This is a genomic window from Polyangium sorediatum (assembly GCF_029946465.1).
GTDB classification, from domain to species: domain Bacteria; phylum Myxococcota_A; class Polyangia; order Polyangiales; family Polyangiaceae; genus Polyangium; species Polyangium fumosum.
Window position 1 is genome coordinate 149,363 of record NZ_JARZHI010000020.1, and the last position, 19,562, is coordinate 168,924.

Here is a 19,562-nt window from a genome sequence, read left to right on the forward strand (position 1 = left end):
AAGGGTCAGAAGGCGTCAATCGTGTATCAGCGCCGACGGGCCAGGGCCGCGCTGCGGGCCACCTCGCGCGAGAAGATCGCCGAGCGCAAGGTGCGTTTCGTGACGAAGCCGGAGAGGTCGATGCCGAGCTCGACGATGGTCTGCGCGACGGCGGGGCGGATGCCGCTGATGGCTGCGTCGGCGCCGAGCAGGCGGATGGCGCGCACGATGCTCATCAGGTGATCGGCCGTGTGCATCTCGATCGTCTCGAGGCCCGTGAGGTCGAGGACGACGTTCGCGACCTGCCGCTCGACGATGGCCGCGAGCAGGCGGTGCATGATCTCCTCGGCGCGGGTCTGGGTCATCGCGCCGACGATGGGCACCGCGAGCACGCCCTCGGCCACTTCGAGCAGCGGGGCGGAGAGCGTCAGGATCTCCTGGTGCTGGGTCTCGATGATGCCGAGCTTCTGATCGAGCTCCTCGACGAGCGCGGCCTTGGCCTCGGCCTGCCGGAAGGCCTCGACGGCGCGACGCTCGACCTCGGTGGCCGCCTCTTCGAGCTTGCGGTGGGTCTCCAGGCGCGTGGTGATGTCGACGGAGCAGCCGAGCACGTGCACCTCGCCGCTCGGCCGGACGAGGGGGCGCTTCGTCGTCTGGTACCAGCGCAGCTCCCCCGTGTGCCAAAGGATCTCCTCCTCGACCGTGCGCTCCTCCAGCGTGGCGAAGACCTGCTGGTCGATGCTCAAAAAGCCATCGGCCCGTGCGTGTTCGTTCAGGGCGCGCTCGTGCTGGCCGACGATCTCCTCGGCCGTCTTGCCGAAGATGTCGGCGAAGGCCTTGTTCGCGAGCAGGAAGGTGCCGCAGTCGTCCTTCACGAAGATCAGGTTCGGATCGCAGTCGATGACCTGGCGGATGAAGTCTTGTTGCTCGCGCAGATCACGCTCGGCGCGGAGCTGCTCGGTGACGTCTTGCCCCACGCAGAGGACGAGCCGCTCGCCCTCGCCCTCCCCCTCGACGGGGACGAGGTGGAAAAACATCGAGCGCGTGCCGAGCGCGGTGGGTACGTCGCTCGTGATGATCTCCTCGGTGCCCGTGGCGAGGACACGCGCCTCGACCTCGCGCACGAAGTCGGCGTCGGCCGGATCGATCAAGAGCGCGCGCGTGCCGCTCTCGCGCTCCTCCGTGGCAGCGGCGCCGAGCAAGCGGGCGCGCGTGTCATTGGAGAACACGCTCCGGCCCTCGGCGTCGATGAGCGAGACCGTCACGGGCAACCGATCGAGGACGCGGCGCAGGAGCGTCGCGGGGAGCCGCTCGTCCCTCGATCGAGGCGCAGGCTCGCGTACGGGTACGGGGCGCGCGTGCACGAGCGCGGCGCGCGTGTCGCCATCGGGCACGGGCACGATCGTCACGGTGTGCTCCGCAGAGCGGGTCTCGAGCGTGACCTCGGCGCGCGTGGTTTCACCCGAGAGGACCTTCGCGAGAGCGGCGGCGAGGGAGGTCTCGGTGAGCGGAGAATCAACGAACGTCGTGGTCCAAGCCGTGTTGGCCTTCTGGACCCGAAGGGCTCGGTCGACGATGGCGATCGGCTCGGGGAAGACGCTGAGCGCCGCATCCGAAAGGCGACCGTCGTTCATGGCTCCATGGCGCGAACGTGCATCACGTCGACGAGCTCGCCGCGTGCCTCGCTGACCGCACGCGTTGGTTGGATGAAGGTCCCCGCGACACAGCGTACGCCGCGCGCGGTGATGATCGCCCTCGCGGGCAAGGAAGGTCAAGCATGATGGATGATTGAAGAAGCGGCAACTCAGGAGCGAGCGACCGAGCCGAGGAATGCCGCGAGGAAGGACTCCGATGCGGAGAGGATCCAAGGGAGCGACGCGACGAGCTCATGGCCGTCGTCGAGCTCGTGGAGCGTGACGTGGCGGCGTCCTTCCGCGAAGTCGCGTGAGCGATCGATCGAGACGACGTCGTCACGCGTGCCGTGAAGAACGAGCGTCGGGACACGCACATCGGGGAGCGCGCCGTCGTTGCCATCCACGGCTTCGAGGTCCTGGAAAAACCCGTAGTCGATGCGCGCCTTTTCGCCCGTCGTGAGATCGTCGACCTCCAGGAAGCCGGTCTCGGCCCAGCGCGCCATGCCCTCTTCGCCGAGGCGCGCGCGCCAGCGTCGCGAGAGGTCGAAGGCGGGCGCGAGGAGCACGAGGGCCGCGACGCGCGCGTCGATTTCGGCCACGCGGCTCGCGACGAGGCCGCCGAGGCTCGACCCGAAGAGGACGGCGCGATCCCGATCGCCGCCGATCCGCCGACGAACCTCCGTGCTCATCGCGGAGACGCGCAGGTGCTCGAACGAGGGCAAACGCAGATCGAGGCGGTCGATGTCGACGCCGCGGCGGCCGTAGTGCTCGGCGACGGCGACGCCCTTCTTGGAGCGGGGACCGGACGCGAAGCCGTGCAGGTAGAGGAAACGCGGATTCGTCACGGCGCGATCGTAGCGCGGCGCGGCGGCCGCGTCTTTCGGCGCGCCTTCGTCCAGCCGCCGAGGTCTTCTTCGAGGGCGCGCGCGACGGCGATGGTGAGGGCGTCTTCGTTGCGCCTTGCTGCGACCTGCACGCCGAGGGGCAAACCGAGGTCGTCAAAGCCCGCCGGCACCTGCGTGACGGGGAACGCGAGCACGTTGAAGAGGGCCGTGCAGACGAAGTCGAGGGGCGTGAGCAGCGGCTCCCAGTGGCGCGGCGCCGAGCGCGTGTACGTCGGATGCAGGAGGATGCCACGCGGGCCCAGCTCGGCTTCGAGCTCCTCGCGCAGCCGTTTGCCCGCGGAGGACCAGGTGGCGATCGGCGCGGGCACGCTCTTCAGGAGCGCCTCGACGCCGGCGACGATCAGCGCCTGCACCGTGTGCGGGGCCGAGGGAAAGGGCGCGCGGAGGAGCTCGCGCGCGATGCGGATCGGGCGACCGTTGCCGAGCACCTCGCCGTACGTCAGCGCGCCGGCCTCTTCCTCCATCATCGCGGTCCAGATGAAGAGCGCCTTCGAAAGGCCCCGCGTGCGGAGCTCGGCGATCCGCGCGCCGCGGGCTTCGAGCGCTGCTGCCGCGCGTCGCACGGCTTGCCGCTTGCTCGGGCGGATGCGCGCCGCGCCCGTCGTTTCGAGCGGGTACACGGTGACGCCGCGCAGATCGATCGCGCCCGGATCCCCTACGAGTTCTCGCTCGGCCATGAGGCCGAGCAGCGGCCAGAGGTCCTCGGCGCGGCGGGTCATGGGGCCCGTGCAGAGGAACGTGTCGAGCGCGCCGGGCACGTCGGGCCAGTAGCCCTGGTTCGAGACGAGGCCGCCCGTGGGCTTGTGGCCGAACACGCCGCACATCGCGGCGGGGATGCGGATCGAGCCGGCGATGTCGGAGCCGATGCCGAACGGCGACGCGCCGGCCGCGAGGATCGCGGCCTCGCCGCCGCTCGATCCGCCGGGGATACGCGCGAGGTCCCAGGGGTTGTTCGTGCGGCCGTAGATGCGGTTGTCGGTCTCGAGCCAGAGGCCGCCCTCGGGCATGTTCGTCACGCCGAGGACGATGGCACCGGCCTCGCGCACGCGGCGCACGACGCGGGCATCCTCGGCGGCGCGCAGGTGCTTGCGCGCGAAGACGCCCGCGGTGTGCGGCATGCCCTCGACGGCGATGCCCTCTTTCACCGTGCAAGGAACACCAAAGAGCGGCGGCAACGGCTCGCCCAGGGTCCGCGTGGCGAGTTTGTCCGCGGCGTCTCTCGCCTCGCGCCGCGCGTGCTCGAACCGATCGGCGACGACTGCGTTGAGGGCAGGGTTTTCCGCTTCGATGCGCGCGATGTAGAGGTCGACGAGATCGACGGGCGAGAGGGCACCGTCGCGCACGAGGGACGCGAGCTTCTGGGCGGAGGCGGAGAGCAGCTCGTCGGAACCGGCGAACGACATCGCGCGGAGTGTAGAGCAGATGGCGGCCGCCAGGGTCCGCCATGGCGGCGCCACCCCGCGGCGAACGGTTCTCCCGACGAACCCGGCGCAAACCACGGGAGTCCCGCGCGGCACGGCGCTCGCTTGGGGATGGCGCTCGTGAACGCCAAACCATCCCTGCCCGATCTCGATGCCCTGTGCGCGGCCCACTTCGGCTTCGCGGAGCTCCGACCCTTCCAGCGCGAGGCGATCGACGCGCTCCTCGCCCATGGCGAAGGCGGCCGTGTGCTGCTCGTCGCGCCGACCGGAGGCGGCAAATCGCTCTGTTACCAGCTCCCCGCGCTCGCGCTCCCCGGCACGGCGCTCGTTGTCTCGCCGCTCGTCGCGCTCATGGAGGACCAGGTCCGCGGCCTCGCAGCGCGCGGGATCCCGGCGACGTTTTTCGCCTCGACCCTCTCGGCCGAAGAAAACGGACGCCGCCTCGCCGCGCTGCGCCGGGGCGCCTTCAAGCTCGTGTACGCGGCGCCCGAGCGGCTCGGGCATGCGGGGCTTGGCGCGGCGCTCGCCGCGGCGGGCACGTCGCTCGTGGCGATCGACGAGGCGCATTGCATCGTGCAGTGGGGCCACGACTTTCGGCCCGATTACCTGCGCATCGGCGAGACCCTCGCCGCGCGCGGACCGACGCGCATGATCGCGTGCACGGCCACAGCGACGCGGGCCGCGCGCGGGGAGATCATGCGGCGGCTCGGCTGGGATCCGCGGAAGGTCGTCACCGTGCTGCGGGGGTTTTTCCGACCGAACCTCACGCTCCGCGTGGTGCGGGCGCGGGCGCCGCGCGAGGTGCTCGCGGAGGTGCGGCGCGCGCTCGCCGAGGCGCTCGCCGGGCCGGGCGCGGGCATCGTGTACACGGCGACGCGCAAGTCGGCCGAGGCCCTCGCCGCGGCGCTGCGCGAGGACGGATGGGACGCGCCCGTCTACCACGGAGGGACGGCCGCGCCGGAGCGCGCGCGGATCTCCGCGGAGTTCGCGGCCCGCGAGACGCGCGTGCTCGTCGCGACGAACGCGTTCGGCATGGGCGTGGATCGTCCCGACGTACGGATCGTCGTGCACGCGGAGACCCCCGGCTCGCTAGAGGCCTACTACCAGGAGGTCGGTCGCGCGGGGCGCGACGGGCTCGACGCACGCGGGCTGCTCCTCGTGACGCCGAAGGATCTCGCGCTCCGGCGCCGGCTCTGTCGCCTCGGCCCCGACGGCGCGCCCGCGACCCGCGCGGAGGCGGCACGCGCGCTCGGGCGCCTCGCGGAGCTCGTGCGGTACATCGACGGCAAGACGTGCCGCCATCGGATCCTGCTCCGGCATTTCGGCGACGATCCACGCGTCATCGACGGTGGTTGCGGGCGCTGCGACGTCTGCGTCGAGGCGGCGCCTCCCGACACCGTGCGGGATCCGCCGCGCTTCGAGGACACACCTGAGGCGCCGCCGAAGGCGCCCAAGGACGGACCCGCGCCTTCGAAGCCACGGCCCATCGCCGCGCCCGCGGGCGTGCCTGCGGAGCTCCTCGAAGCGCTGCGCCGCTACCGGCGGGCGCGCGCGCTTTCGCTCGGCGTCCCCGCGTATGTGGTCGCGCCAAACCGCGCCCTCGTGGAGATGGCGATGCTGCGGCCCGCCTCGGCCGAGGAGCTCCTCGGCGTCCGCGGCATGGGAAAAGGGCGCGTCGCCGCGCATGGCCATGGTTTTTTGCGCGTGATCGGCGGGGAGGCCGTCGAGGCGTGAGGGCGCGCGTATGGTGTCGGTCATTCGGCGTCGCCGGAGGCCTGCGCGGTCGCCGCGCGCATGGCGAAGGCGCGGCGCGCCCGGTCGGAGAGCTCAACAGCGAGCCGGTACATCACGGGCAGGACCACCAGCGAGAGGAGCGCGGCCGACACGGTACCGCCCACGATGACGACCGCGATCGGCCGCTGCGTCTCCGCGCCCATCGCCTTCGACACGGCCGCCGGCAAGAGCCCCAGCGCCGCGAGCGCCGCCGTCATCAAGACCGCCCGCAGGCGCTCCTTCGCGCCCTCCATCACCGCCTCGTCGAGGCCGAGCCCCTGCGCCCTGCGCTCGACGATCGCCGAGAGCACGAGCACGCCGTTCAGCGAGGCCTGCCCCACGAGCGCGATGAACCCGACGGCCGCCGCGATCGAGACCGGCATGTCGAAGGCCCACAACGCGACGGCCCCGCCCACGAGCGCAAACGGCACGTTGAGGAGCACGAGGATCGCGAGCGGCATCGACCGGAACGCGTTGAACAAGAGCCCCAGCGTGACCAGGAGCGCCAGGGGCAGGACGAGCGCGAGCCTGCGCATCGCGCGCTCCTTCGACTCGAACTCCCCGCCCCACTCGACGCTCATGCCGCTGTCGAGCGGCACCTTCGCCTCCACCGCCTTGCGCGCGTCGTCCACGAACGTCCCGAGATCACGCCCGCGCACGTTCATGCGCACGCCGATGTACCGCTGCCCGTTCTCGCGGTTGATCGAGGCGCGCCCGTAATCGACGCCGATCTCGCCGAGCGACGAGAGGGGCACGAGCGCGCCCGAGGACGTCGGCACGCGCAGGTTCTCGATCTGCTCCAGCGAGTCCCGCGAGGATTCCGGGAAGCGGAGCACCACGTCGAAGGATCGATCGCCCTCCCACAGCTTGCCGACCGCGCGCCCGCCGAGCGCCGTCGACACGAAGCCCTGCACCTCCTCCATCGACAAACCGTATCGCCCGAGCGCCTCGCGGCTCGGCCGGATGCGGACCTGGGGTACCTCGCCGCTCTTCACGATGCCGAGATCGGCGATGCCCGGCACGTCGGCGAGCGCGCGTTTCGCGTTCTCCGCGGCCTCCTGGAGCTTGGGCATGTCGTCGCCGTAGATCTTGAGCGCCACCTGCCCGAACTGCCCCGAGATGTTCTCGTTCACGTTGTCGCGGATGGGCTGGGAGAAGTTCACCTCGAGCCCGGGGATGACCGAGAGCGACGTCTGCATCTTGGCGATGAGGGCTCCGAGCGTGGGCGCATCCGGCCCCCACTCCGTCGCGGGCTTGAGCTTCACGAACATCTCGAGGTTGTTCGACATTGTCGGATCGGTGCCGTCCTCGGGGCGGCCGAGCTGGCTGACGCGCGCCTCGACCTCGGGAAACGCGTCGACGATCCGGGCGATGATCGGCGCGAGCCTGCGCCCCTCGCTGAGCGAAACGTTGGAGGGCAACGTAAACGTCAGGTAAAGCGCGCCTTCGTTGAGTTCGGGCAAGAACTCGCTGCCGCGTCGGGCGAGCAGGACCCCGCTCGCGCCGAGCGAGGCCGTCGCGAGGAGCAGGACCGCGAGCGGGCGCCGCAAGGATGCGCGCAGCGCGGGCACGTAGAGCCGCGACGCCAAGCGCAGCACGGGCGACTCGCGGTGCGGCCTCGGCTTCCGGTAGGCGAACGTCGCCAGCACGGGCACGAGCGTGATCGAGAAGAGCAGGCTGCCCACGAGCGCCGCGACCACCGTGTGCGCGAGTGGCGCGAAGATCCGGCCCTCGACGCGCTGCAAGAGGAAGATCGGCAGGTACGCGGCGATGATGATCAGGAGCGAGAACACGGTCGGACGAACCACGTCTCCGACAGCCCGCTCGATGCGCTCCCGCGCGCCCGTGGGCGGCTCGGAGGGCCCGTGGTGCGACATGCGGTGCACGATCGACTCCACGATCACGACCGCGCCGTCGACGATGATCCCGAAGTCCACCGCGCCCATCGAGATGAGGTTCGCGCTCATGCCCCGCGCCTTCAGGTAGATGAAGGCCGAAAGCAGCGACATCGGGATCACGGACGCCACGATCAGCGCCGCGCGCAAGTCGAGCAGCACCACGAAGAGCACGAGCACGACGAGCACGGCGCCCTCGGCGAGGTTCCGCGCGACGGTCTCCAGGGTCTTCGAGACGAGCTCCGTGCGGTCGTAGAAGGTCCAGATCTTCACGCCGCGCGGCAGGACCTTGCCGTTCAGCTCGTCGATCTTGGCCCGCACCGCGGAGAGCACCTCGCTCGGGTTCTCGCCGCGCCGCATGAGGATGATGCCCTCGACCACGTCCGGATCGTCCGCGCGCCCCACGATGCCCTGCCGCGGGGTCCACCCCTCCTGCACGCTGGCGAGGTCCGAGAGGTAGATCGGCGTGCCGCCGCGGGTCGTCACCGCGATCCGGCCGATGTCCGCCGCGCCGGTGAACAAGCCTTCGCTGCGGATGACCAGCGCCTCGGCGCCCCGCTCGACGATGCCGCCCGACGCGTTCTCCGACGAGTCCTCGAGCGCGCGCACGAGCTCGCTCATCCCGACACCCTTGGCCGCCATGGCCCCGGGATCCGGGTGGACCTGGATCTCACGCACGAGGCCGCCGTAGCTCACGACGTCGGCCACGCCCTGCACGCGAAGCAGACGCGGGCGCACGACCCAGTCCTGCAGCGTGCGCAGTTCGAGCGGGTCGCGCTTCTCCGACGAGAGCGTGTACCGGTAGATCTCGCCGATCGGCGTGGAGAGCGAGCCGAGCTCGGGCCGCACGCCCTCGGGCAGCTCGGCGTTGCGGAGTCGCTCCGTCGTCTGCGCGCGCGCGAAGATGGGATCGACGCCGTCGCCGAACGTAAGGGTCACGAACGACAAACCGAAGAGGTTGATCGCGCGGACCCGCACGAGCCCCGGCGTGCCGTTGACGGCGCGCTCGATGGGGACCGAGATCTGGCGCTCCATCTCCTCCGCGGGTTGCCCGGCGTAGAGCGTAATGACGTTGACCTGGGTGTCGGTCGGATCGGGGAACGCCTCGATGGTGACGCCCGTGAACGCCCAGGTCCCGAACACAGCCACGATCAAGGTGACGAGCAGGACGGCGCCGCGGTGGCGGAGCGCCGCGGCCACGATGTTCTCGAACACGGCTTCACCCCTCGACGTCGAGCGCGTTGAGCAAGAGAAGCGCGCCGCTGCTCACCACACGCTCGCCGGCACGCACGCCGGAGAGCACCTCCGCGCGCTCCTTCGATTGGCGGCCCACCTCCACGCGGCGCCGCTGGTACGTGCCGGCGGTGGTCTCGACGAACACGACCGATCGCGCCCCGTCGCTCACGATGGCCGAGGCCGGGACCCCGACGACGGTCGCCTCGCCGGGCGGCATGAAGAGCACGCTCACGAAGGCGTTTGGCCGGAGCAACTTCCGATCGTTCTTCACGCGCACGCGCACGGGCACGGTTTGCCGTTCCGGATCGACCACGTCCGACACGGACTCGATCGTGCCGGAGACCCCGGCCGACGCGCCGTCCGGGAAGCGGATCTCGGCCGTACGCCCGGCCGTGAGCGCGGGGGCATCTCGCTGCGCGACGTCGGCGAGGATCAGGACGTCCCCGAGATCGGCCACCGTGGCGATGGGTTTGTCCCCGTCCGGCCCAACCTGCTTGCCGGGCGTCGCGTCGAGCTGCACCACGGTGCCGGCCCGGTTCGCGAGCACCCAGTACGACGTGGCGCCGGCGGTCTTGATCGAGAGGCTGCGGATCTTCTCCGCCGCCGCCTGCGCCGCAAGCCTTGCCTCGTCGAGCTCGCTCTGCGCCACTGTGAGCTCGTTCTGCGACGCAGCGCGCGCCTCGACGAGCTTCTCGATCCGCTCGACGACGGCCTTGCGCGTCTTGATCGCGAGCTCGGCGGCGCGCCGCTCGTGCTGGAGCGTCGGCAGATCCGCGGTGCGCACTTCGATCAGCCGATCCCCCTCGGCCACGCGATCGCCGAGCCGCACATGGACGGTGACCACGCGCCCGGCGAGCGGCGCGAAGCTCGGCGCCGTCAGGCTCTCCACCGTGGAGACACGCGCCGTCACCGGCGGCAGCGGCAAGGGCTCCCCCGCGGTGGCCTCGGTGGTCGCAAACTTCATCGGGCCCGGCGCGGACGGGTCGAGCGCCACGACATCGTCAGCGGCCGCGAACGGCGGTCGCGCCTTGTCCTGCGGGCTCCTCTGGCACGCGGCGCCTGCCCCGCAGAGCAGCACGAGCGCGAGAGCGGAGAGGGTTCGTCGTCGGGGGCTTTCGTGCGTTCGGTTCATCGGGGGTCCTCGTTCGTCCTTCCAAGCTCGGCGGCGATCTCGAGCGCCGCGTCGAAGGCTTCGGCGAAGCTCTCGGCCTCGGCCACGACGAGCTCGCTTACCGTGCGCCGGGCCTGAATCACGTCCGTGAGCGGCAAGAGGCGGCCCTCCGCCGCGCGCGCGAGCTCCTTCAGCGTCCCCTCCGCGCGCGGCAGGATCTCCTCCGACAACGAGCGCTGGCGCTTCTTCTGCGCGGCGAGCCGCTGCTCGAGCACGGGCAGCCGCGAGCGGCTCGTCTCCAGTGTCTTCTGCCGCTCGGCCGAGGCGCGTGTGCGCTTCGCCTCCGCGGCTGCGAGCTCGGCCTGTCCGTGATCGAAGATCGGGAGCGGGATGCTCACGCTCAAGTTCAGGCTGTTCACATGGTTGCCCGAGATGACGAACTGATCCCGCAGGTAGCCGAAGCGCACCGTGGGATCGGGGATCGCCTGCGCCTTCGCCCATCGCGCCTCCGCGGACGCGGCCTCGCCGTACGCCGCGAGCGCGCGCACGTCGGGCCTGTCCTCGATGCGCCCAGCGACGCCCACGCGCTCGATCCAGCGCGCGAGGAACGTTCGTGCCGCGCCCGCGTCCGCGAAGGGCTCGCAGGGCGCGCCGAGCGTCGCCGTGCAGTCGGCGAGCGCCGTGCTCACCTCGCTCTCGGCCGATCGGACGTTCTGCTCCAGGCGGCTCGCCTCGATCTTGAGCCGCTCGACTTCGAGCCCCGACGCGAAGTCGGCCGCGTGGCGCGCCTCGCCGAGCTCGGCCTGCTTGCGTCCCTCGTCCGCCATGCGCCGAAGGCCTTCGAGCCGCATCGTCGTGGCCGCGAGGACGCCGAGCGTCCGCGCGAGCGAGAGCGCCCGCGCGCGCACGTCCGCGGAGAGCCCGGCCCGCGCCGCGCGTTCGAGCGCGTACGCTCGATCCTGCAGCGGACCGCGCTTGCCGAGCGGGAACGTGTAAGCGAGCGAGACGCCGTAGTTCGGCACCTGCGTCATCGGCGACGAGAGTCCCGGCGGGTTCGTCGGTCCGATCGGGATCGTCCCCCAGCTCGCTTCGAGCGTGGGGTTCGGCAAGGTATGGGACTTCTTCACCTCGGCCGCGGCCAGATCCACTTCGAGCGAAGCAGTCTCCACGCCTCGCGCACGAGCGCGCACGAGCGCCTCCAGCGCGCCGAGATCGAGCTCGGCGCTCGGGCGGAGTGCGGCGTCGTGCGGCGCGCTCGCGGCGCCCGCAGCGGAGGCGAACGACAAGCTCGCGGCGAGGGCGAGCGCCGCGCAGGGCCAGGGTTTCCGGTGGGCCATGCTCATCGGGGTACCGTCTAAGGCCCTGCGCACAGGCGAGCATGAACGGCGGATGAAGATTCCTTCAGCCTCCTCGTGCGCTTGCGACGGAAGATGAAGCGTGCATGAAGAAGTCTTCATCTGCGCTTCCACGCCGCCGCTGGAAAAACGCACGTTCGAGGGGGACCACGGGCCGCGCGCGAACGGCGCTCGGTCGGCGTCACGCTAAGCTCGAACCCTGATGAAAATCCTCGTCGTGGAGGACAACAAGAAGCTCGCGAGTTTCTTGTCGCGGGCGCTCAGCGAGGAAGGCTACGCCGTCGACGTGGTCGCCGACGGTGCCACAGCGATCCAGCAGATCCAGGCGCTCTCCTACGATCTCGTAATCCTCGACTGGATGCTCCCCGAGATGGACGGGCTCTCGGTGTGCCGCACCGTAAGGCAGAGGGGCTGCCAGGTGCCGATCCTCATGCTCACGGCGCGCGCCGAGGTCCCCGAGCGTATCGCCGGCCTCGACGCCGGCGCCGACGACTACCTCGCCAAACCCTTCGATCTCGGCGAGCTGCTCGCGCGGGTCCGCGCGCGTGGGCGTCGCGCGTCCTTCGTCGACACCGTCCTCCGTGTGGGCCCGCTCGTCGTCGATCGCGCCGATCGCCGCGCCACGGTGGACGGGCGCCGCATCGATCTCACGCCGCGCGAGTTCGCGCTCGTCGCTTACCTCGCGCGCGAGGCGGGCCGCGTCGTTCCGCGCACGGAGCTGCTCGCGAAGGTGTGGGAGACGAGCTTCGATCCCGGCTCGAACGTGGTCGAGGTGCACGTGAAGAACATCCGCGAAAAATTCGGCCCGAGCGCCGCCCTCATCGAGACGGTGCGCGGGATCGGCTACCGCCTCTCCCCGAGCGGACCATGAAGCTCAAGAACCGCTTGAGCCTCGCCGTCACGGTCGTCAGCGCCGCGACGCTGCTCACCTCGTTCCTCACGGTCTACGTCCTCGTGCGCCGTGACGAGACGCGCGATCTAGACCTCGCCCTCGCAGCGCAGGCGCACGCGCTCGCACAGATCGCGGACGCGAGAAACCCGGGTCGGCCCGCGGTGCTCGACGGGGTCGCCGAAGTGCCCGAGAGCCTGCGCCCGACCCAGCGTTACATCGCTGTCTACGACGAGCGCGGCGCGCTCCTCTCGGCGACGATGAACTTCGCCAGCGAGGTGCCGAGCTTCGAAAGCCTCGGGGCTTCGACTGCGTTGCCCACGGAGGGTGTGCCGGTCGATCTCGATGTGAACGGTAAGGCCCTCCGCGGCGTCACCGTGCCCGTCGGAAACGGGGGCGCCGCACTGCTCTACGCTGCCTCGCGCCGGACCGTCGACGACGACGCTAGCTTTCTGCACCGCACTCTCGGCGTGCTGTTCCTCTCGGCGACCGTCGCGACCGCGCTCTTCTCCCGCTGGCTCGGTGGCCGCCTCGCGGGCGACGTCCACGCGATCGCGCGCGTGGCGCGCGAGGTCGAGCGCGGCAACCTCGAGGCGCGTGTCGGCGGCGGCGCCCACGGCAGCGCCGAGACGCGCGCGCTCGCGGCGGATCTCGACCACATGATCGAGCACCTCGGCGCGCTCGTCGCCGCGCAACGCCTCTTCGTCTCGCACGCGGCCCACGAGCTCCGCTCGCCGCTCTCCACGCTGCGTGGCGAGCTCCAGCTCGCGCTGCGCAGGCCCCGCGACGCCGCCGGCTACCAGCGCACGATCGAGGAAGCGCTCGTCGACGTCGAGGCCCTCTCGCACCTCTCCGAGGACCTCCTCACGCTCGCGCGCGTGCAGGCGCCGCGCTCGCAGGGCACCGACGTCATGGCTGTCGGAGACATCGTCGCCGACGCGCTCCGCCTGGCGCGCGGCCCGGCCGAGGCGCGGCGCGTCTCGCTCGAACAGGCGCCGGAGAACACGAACGACGCGCCCCTGCTCGTCCACGGGGATCGGGGCGAGATCATCCGCGCGCTCCGGAACCTCGTCGACAACGCGGTCGCGCATGGCCCCGCGCAGTCGCCGGTCCTCACCACGATCACGCGCCGCGACGCCTCTGTCGAGATCGCCGTGATCGACCGCGGCCCCGGCGTCGCGAAGGAGGACGAGCCCCACATCTTCGAGCCGTTTTACCGGGGCACGAGGGATCGCGGCGACGACCGCCCCGGCGCTGGGCTCGGCCTCGCCATCGCGCGTGGCATCGCGCGAAGCCTCGGCGGCGACGTGTGGCTCGACGTCGCCCACCAGAGCGGCGCGCGGTTTGTCTTGTCGCTTCCCGCGATCACCGACGCCGACGCTTGAGCGGACGAGCCCGATCGCAGCCAAACGTATGTCGGGACGATCGCAAAGCGGCCCTTTCCCGAAATCTTTTCGCAACAGGATGTTTCGTGCGCGAAGAAGATTGACGCAGCGCATCGCCATGCTACCCGGACACGAGCCGATCGACCGTTCGCTGCGCGCATCTGCCGAACTCGTCGATGAAAACGCGCGCTACCGAGGAGGCCCCCGTGTCGAACCCGCAAGCAAGCCAGAATCGCTATCGAGCCGACCTCCGCGAGATGAAGTTTTTGCTCTTCGAGCAGTTCCGCCTTGGCGACATCCTCGGACGCGCGCCGTTCGAGGCCTGGGGGGTCGACGAGACCTCGATGGTGCTGGACGAGACGTACAAGTTCGCCTGCGAGGTGCTCGGGCCGCTGAACGCGACGGGTGACCGGTCCGGGTGTCGCCTCGAAGGCGGGCGCGTCTACGCGCCCGAGGGCTTCAAGGAGGCGTGGGACAAGCTCTACGAGGCGGGCTGGAAGAACGTCTCGGTGAACCCCGACTGGGGCGGGCAAGGCGCGCCGCACGCGGTCTTCGCGCTCGTCGAGGAGATCCTCTCGGGCGCGAACACGGCGTTCAACATGTACCCCGGCCTCGCGCACGGCGCGGCCGAGGTGATCCAGCTCTTCGGGACGGCGCGGCAGAAATCGCTGTTCCTGCCGCGCCTCTACGGCGGCGCCTGGGGCGGGACGATGTGCCTCACGGAGCCGCACGCGGGCTCGGACGTGGGCTCGTCGCGCACGACGGCGAAGAAACTCGACGACGGCCGCTACCAGATCCGCGGGACGAAGATCTTCATCTCCGGCGGCGATCACGACATGGCCGAGAACATCGTGCACCTCGTGCTCGCGCGCGTGGAAGGCGCTCCGCCCGGCACGAAGGGCCTGTCGCTCTTCATCGTGCCCCGCCTCCGCGTGAAGGACGACGGCACGATCGAGGGATCGAACGACGTCGCCGTCGGGAGCATCGAGCACAAGATGGGCATCAACGGCTCGGCGACGTGCGTGCTCAACTTCGGCGAGAACGACGGGTGTATCGGCGAGCTCGTGGGCGAGATCGAGAACCACGGCATGGCGCAGATGTTCAAGATGATGAACGGCGCGCGCATCGCCGTCGGCGTGCAGGGCGTGGCCGTCGCGTCGAGCGCCTTCCTGAACGCGCTCGATTACGCGCGCGACCGCAAGCAAGGCCCGTCGATCGACCACTGGAAGGATCCGACGGCGCCGCGCGTGGCGATCGTCGAGCACGCAGACGTGCGGCGGATGCTGCTCGAGATGAAGGCGAAGGTGGAGGGCATCCGCGCGCTCATCGTGAAGCTCGCGCTGCACCAGGACCTCGTGCACGTCCACCAGGGCTCGGACGACCAGAAGGCCCAGTACCACCAGGGCCAGGTCGATCTGCTCGTGCCGCTCGTGAAGGCGTACGGCTCGGATCAGGCCTTCCGCGTCTGCGAGATGGCGATCCAGACGTACGGCGGCGCCGGGTACATCAAGGACTACCCGGTCGAGCAGTACTGCCGCGACGCAAAAATCTTCTCGATCTACGAGGGGACGAACCACATCCAGGCGATGGATCTCGTGGGCCGCAAGCTCGCCCAGCGCGGCGGGCAGAACCTGCAGGAGTTCCTCGGCGACGTGGCCGCGTTCGTGCAGAAGCACCAGGGGCACCCGACGGTCGGGCCTTACCTCGCGGAGCTCGGCGCCGCGCAGGAGGCGCTCGCGGGCACGGCGATGCGGATGCTCACGTGGTTCCAGACGGGTCGCATGGCGATGGTGCCGCTCGCCGCGAACCGCTTCCTCGAAATGATGAGCGTCGTCGCGGTGGGTTGGCTCTTGCTCGAAGGCGCCGTGCTCGCCGCGGAGAAGGCCGCCGCGCTGCCGAACGACGAGTCGTCCGCGCGCGATCGCGCCTTCTACGAGGGCAAGCGCCACGCGGCCGCTTACTACGCACGCCACGTCCTGCCCGAGGTGCGCTCCCACGCCGAGATCCTCGGCCGCGAGGATCGCTCGCCGCTCGACATCCCCACGGACGCGTTCGCCTCGCTCTGATCGTCCTTCCCGCGTTCGGGGGCAACGCTCGCACGAGCCGAGCTACGCCCCCGAAACCCCCGTCGACCTCCGGGGGCACCTCGCGTCTCCACCCTATAAAACCCCTCTGCGCAGCCGTATGCTTTCGGCTGTCATGAAGCCGTTGGTTCACGAGACGATCGAGGAGCAGGGCGAGTCGCTCGTGCCCGCGGGCGAGCCGATCCCCGGCCTCGTCGGGATCTTCTCGTGCAAGGCCCCGCAGTTCGTGCCGCTCAGCCTCGCACGCGGGCCCATCGAGCTCGGCCGGACCACGCATGGCGCCCTGCTCGACGACGACCGCCTTTCCCGGCTCCACGTTCGCGTCGAGCACGAAATCGGGCGGTTTGTCGTAACGGACCTCGCGAGCCGCAACGGCACCTACGTGGACGGCGCGCGCGTGCAGGACAGGGCGACGTTCGACGCGCCCCGCGTGCTCCGCATCGGCCGGACGATCTTGATCTTCGTCGCCGACGTCCGCCCTTACCAGCAGGGGACGGTGACGACACGCGGGGACATGATCGTGGGGCCGCGCCTCGCCGACGCGCTCGCGCGGGTGGCCCGGTCGGCCACGCTGGGCAGCATGCTGCTCGTCACGGGCGAGAGCGGATCGGGCAAGGAGCTCGCGGCGCGTCATTTCCACGCGTCCTCGCCCCGCGCGACGGGCCCGTTCGTCGCGGTCAACTGCGCGACCATCCCCGTGGGCGTCGCCGAACGGCTGCTCTTCGGCGCGCGCAAAGGCGCATACTCGGGCGCGACGAACGACGCCGAGGGGTTCGCGCAAGCCGCGCACGGCGGCACGCTCTTCCTCGACGAGATCGCGGAGCTCGAGAGCGGCGTGCAGCCGAAGCTCCTGCGCCTGCTCGAAGTGGGCGAGATCCTGCCGCTCGGCGCGAGTCGACCCGTGAAGGTCGACATCCACGTGGTCGGCGCGACGCTGAAGAACCTGCGCGCCGAGGCCGCGAAGGGCCGCTTCCGCGAGGACCTCTACTACCGCATCGGCAACCCCGAGGTGCGCCTGCCGCCGCTGCGGGAGCGGCTCGAAGAGATGCCGTGGCTGATCCGCGCGACGCTCCAGAAATCGGGCGCGACGCTCGAACCCCATCCGCTGCTCGTCGAGGCCTGCGCCCTCCGCGCATGGCCCGGCAACGTCCGCGAGCTCTCGCACGAGCTCCGGCAGGCCGCGGAGAACGCGCTCGCCGCGGGCCGTACGGTCGTCGAGGCCGGGGATCTCGACCCTTCCGCCGGTCTCGTGCTCGTCGACGACAACGAGTCGGGCCCGCAGAACGCGTCGAAGCCAAGCGACCAGCGGATCGCGGAGGTCTTGCGCCGCGAGCGCGGGAACGTGTCGGCGGCCGCGCGCGCGCTCGGGATGCATCGGACGCAGCTCCGGCGCTGGCTCGCGCGGCGAGGCGGTTATCCGCAGGCGGTCATGCCCGACGAAGGCGGGCACGTGACCATCGACACGGAGTGAATCAGCCGAGCGAAAACGGCGTTTGCGCGGCGATCGGCGCGCCGTCGCGGAGGACGGTGAGGGCCCGCGAGACGCCCCAGGGTTGAACGAGCGCGTTCTCGTGCGGGAGATCCCAGGCGACGAGGTCGGCGCGTGCGTCTGGACGAACCACGCCCACCACGTCCGCGAGCCCGAGCGACGCCGCGGCTTCGCGGGTCGCGCCGAGGATCACCTCGGGCACGGTGAGGCCGTACAGACGCGCCGCGAGGGCGAGCGCGAGCGGCAGGCTCTCGGTGGGCGCCGTGCCGGGGTTCGCGTCGCTCGCCACGACGAGCCGGACGCCCGCGGCGCGGAGGAGCGCGATCGGAGGCGGATCTTGCCGCAGCGTGAAGCTTGCGACGGGGAGGAGCACGGCGCGCACGCCGGCCGCGGCGAGGGCCCGCGCGCCCTCGAGGCTCACCTGTTCGAGGTGATCGGCGGACGCGGCGCCGAGCTCGGCCGCGAGCTCCGCGCCCCCGACGTCGGCGAACTGGCCCGCGTGCACGCGCACGCCGAGCCCGAGCGCTCGCGCGCGAGAGAGAACGGGGCGCGCTTCGTCGACCGAAAACGCGGCTCGATCCACGTACACATCGATGAACTGCGCGAGGCGCCGCGCCGCGATGGCCGGCAAGGTGCGCTCGCGGACGGCCTCGATGTACGCGCCGCGATCGGCGCGCGCCTCGGGCGGGATCGCGTGGAGCGCGAGGAAGGTGGGCACGACGCGCGGGAGATCCTGCCGCGCGGCGGCGCGTTCGAGGGCCTCCAGTTGCTTCGTCTCGCCGGCCTCGTCGAGGCCGTAGCCGCTCTTCGCCTCGACGGTGGTAACACCGAGCGAGGCCATGCGCCGGAGCCTCGCGGAGAGCGTCCAGTCGATCTCGTCCGGGCTCGCGGCCCGCACGGCGCGCATGCTCGACACGATCCCGCCGCCCGCCGCGGCGATCGCCTCGTACCCCGCGCCCGCGAGCCGGAGGGCATACTCCCCGTCCCGCGAGCCGACCCACGGGGCATGCGTGTGCGCATCGACGAGGCCCGGCGTCACGAGCGGCGCAGGTTCGCCGGACACGACCGGGAGCGCATTGCGACGCGCAAGCACGTCCTCGCGCGGGCCGACGTCCACGATCACGCCGCCCTCGACGGCGATGGCTCCGTCTTCGATCACGCCGAGCGGATCGGCTTCGGTGGCCCGCGCGGGATCACACGTCACGAGCCGACGCGCAAAAAGGACGAACGAGCGCGCGTTCACGCGACGCCCGCCTCGGCTGCGCGCCGCGTGATCTCCTCGTACAGCGCGACCGCCTCGGGTCGCCCCACGCGCGAGGCGAGCTCTTCCGCCTCGGGCGCGGGTTTCGGCGGCATTCGCAAGCGTGCTTCGATGCCGCGCCCTGCGGCCTCCAGGCAACGCTCGCGGAACGCGGGATCACGCTCCGCCTCGGCAACGAGCGCCGCGAGCGCGCGCTCTTGCCACTCCAGGTTCGAGCAGATGAGCAACACGTCGCAGCCCGCGCGCACCGCCGCGACGGCCGACGCCTCGACCTGGTATTGCGCGGCCACCGCCGCCATCTCCAGATCGTCCGAAAAAAGCACGCCCCGGAAGCCGACGTCGCGGCGAAGCAAATCCGTGCACACGGCGCGCGAGAGCGTCGCCGGAACGCTCGCGTCGATCGAGGTGACCACGATGTGCGCCGTCATCATCGTGCCGAGCCCCGCGCGCGCGGCGGCGCGGAACGGCACGAGCTCGATCGCGTCGAGACGCTCCTTGCCGTGATGAACGATCGGCAAGCCGACGTGGCTGTCGACCGAGGTATCGCCGTGTCCGGGGAAATGCTTGCCGCACGAGAGCACGCCGGCGTCCTCCAGGCCGAGGCCAAAGGCCACCGCGAGCTCGGCGACCTCGGCCGGGCCACGCCCGAACGCGCGATCCCCGATGATCGGATTGTCCGGATTCGAATCGACGTCGAGCACGGGCGCGAAGTCCAAATTGAACCCGATCGCCGCAAGCTCCTCGCCGATGAGCCTCCCTGCGCGGCGCGCGAGCGACGCATCGCCTACGGCGCCGAGCAAGCGCATGGGCGGGAGCTTCGGGAACGGGCTCGGCATCCGCGCGACGCGCCCGCCCTCCTGATCGACGCCGATGAACGGCGGGACGTACGGCTCGGCGGCCTTGCGAATCGCGCAGCAGAGCGCGTGGGTCGTCACGACATCCGGGACGTTGCGCCGGAACAGGATGGCGCCGCCGCGCAAGCCCGCGCCGAGGGCCTCGGCATAGGAATCGGGCAAGGTCGTGCCGGGAAATCCGCCGACGATGAGCTGTCCACAGAGCTGCGGGAGGGTGAGGTCGGAGGGTCGCATCGGGGGCCTCGACGCGAGGGTTAGCCGAGCGAGGCGCCCGCCGCTACCACGCGGCGC

At 71.1% G+C, this 19,562-nt stretch carries 13 protein-coding genes; 5 read left to right on the plus strand and 8 right to left on the minus strand.

Annotated elements, in window-relative coordinates; genetic code table 11:
- Positions 1–26: 26 nt before the first annotated feature.
- The 3 genes from QHF89_RS23120 to QHF89_RS23130 all read right to left on the minus strand — a co-directional run bounded on the left by QHF89_RS23120 (position 27) and on the right by QHF89_RS23130 (position 3,921).
- Positions 27–1,613 carry a PAS domain-containing protein gene (locus QHF89_RS23120; protein ID WP_136968139.1) on the minus strand — a complete coding sequence of 529 codons (1,587 nt, stop codon included), beginning with the start codon at positions 1,611–1,613 and terminating at the stop codon, positions 27–29.
- Positions 1,614–1,783: 170 nt separating this feature from the next.
- Entirely contained in the window at positions 1,784–2,458 is a 675-nt protein-coding gene (locus tag QHF89_RS23125) for a YqiA/YcfP family alpha/beta fold hydrolase (protein ID WP_136968138.1), read from the minus strand.
- Complete coding sequence (locus QHF89_RS23130) at positions 2,455–3,921, minus strand: amidase (RefSeq protein WP_284720839.1); 1,467 nt, start codon at positions 3,919–3,921, stop codon at positions 2,455–2,457. The genes QHF89_RS23125 and QHF89_RS23130 overlap by 4 nt, the downstream gene beginning before the upstream one ends.
- A 138-nt stretch (positions 3,922–4,059) precedes the next feature.
- Here QHF89_RS23130 and QHF89_RS23135 point away from each other — a divergent pair, with 138 nt between their 5' ends.
- Positions 4,060–5,673: a RecQ family ATP-dependent DNA helicase gene (locus QHF89_RS23135; protein ID WP_284720840.1), complete on the plus strand. Its 1,614-nt coding sequence runs from the start codon at positions 4,060–4,062 to the stop codon at positions 5,671–5,673.
- 20 nt (positions 5,674–5,693) lie between these two features.
- Here the strand turns inward: QHF89_RS23135 and QHF89_RS23140 are convergent, their stop codons facing one another.
- From QHF89_RS23140 to QHF89_RS23150, 3 genes are read right to left on the minus strand one after another with little or no spacing between them, the layout of a single operon-like run.
- Positions 5,694–8,822 (minus strand): efflux RND transporter permease subunit, encoded by a 3,129-nt coding sequence (locus tag QHF89_RS23140; protein ID WP_136930088.1) that lies wholly within the window; start codon positions 8,820–8,822, stop codon positions 5,694–5,696.
- A gap of 4 nt (positions 8,823–8,826) precedes the next feature.
- Positions 8,827–9,975 (minus strand): efflux RND transporter periplasmic adaptor subunit, encoded by a 1,149-nt coding sequence (locus QHF89_RS23145; RefSeq protein WP_136968136.1) that lies wholly within the window; start codon positions 9,973–9,975, stop codon positions 8,827–8,829.
- Positions 9,972–11,291: a TolC family protein gene (locus QHF89_RS23150; protein ID WP_284720841.1), complete on the minus strand. Its 1,320-nt coding sequence runs from the start codon at positions 11,289–11,291 to the stop codon at positions 9,972–9,974. The genes QHF89_RS23145 and QHF89_RS23150 overlap by 4 nt, the downstream gene beginning before the upstream one ends.
- 220 nt (positions 11,292–11,511) lie before the next feature.
- Here QHF89_RS23150 and QHF89_RS23155 point away from each other — a divergent pair, with 220 nt between their 5' ends.
- The 4 genes from QHF89_RS23155 (at position 11,512) to QHF89_RS23170 (ending at position 17,138) form a co-directional block, all read left to right on the plus strand.
- On the plus strand, positions 11,512–12,180 hold the full coding sequence (locus tag QHF89_RS23155) for a response regulator transcription factor (protein ID WP_136968134.1): 669 nt from the start codon (positions 11,512–11,514) through the stop codon (positions 12,178–12,180).
- Positions 12,177–13,583, plus strand: coding sequence for a sensor histidine kinase (locus tag QHF89_RS23160; protein ID WP_136968133.1), 1,407 nt, complete (start codon positions 12,177–12,179; stop codon positions 13,581–13,583). The genes QHF89_RS23155 and QHF89_RS23160 overlap by 4 nt, the downstream gene beginning before the upstream one ends.
- 176 nt (positions 13,584–13,759) lie before the next feature.
- Positions 13,760–15,649 (plus strand): acyl-CoA dehydrogenase, encoded by a 1,890-nt coding sequence (locus tag QHF89_RS23165; protein WP_136930083.1) that lies wholly within the window; start codon positions 13,760–13,762, stop codon positions 15,647–15,649.
- A 133-nt stretch (positions 15,650–15,782) separates the two neighbouring features.
- The gene (locus QHF89_RS23170) at positions 15,783–17,138 is read left to right on the plus strand and encodes an FHA and sigma-54 interaction domain-containing protein (RefSeq protein WP_136968132.1); all 1,356 of its coding nucleotides are present in this window, start codon (positions 15,783–15,785) and stop codon (positions 17,136–17,138) included.
- 1 nt (position 17,139) lies between these two features.
- On the opposite strand, the gene hutI is transcribed toward QHF89_RS23170, so the two are convergent.
- Complete coding sequence (gene hutI / locus QHF89_RS23175) at positions 17,140–18,399, minus strand: imidazolonepropionase (protein WP_136968131.1); 1,260 nt, start codon at positions 18,397–18,399, stop codon at positions 17,140–17,142.
- Positions 18,396–19,505 carry a beta-N-acetylhexosaminidase gene (nagZ, locus tag QHF89_RS23180; protein ID WP_136968130.1) on the minus strand — a complete coding sequence of 370 codons (1,110 nt, stop codon included), beginning with the start codon at positions 19,503–19,505 and terminating at the stop codon, positions 18,396–18,398. Before nagZ ends, hutI begins: the two co-directional genes overlap by 4 nt.
- Between the last annotated feature and the right edge of the window lie 57 nt (positions 19,506–19,562).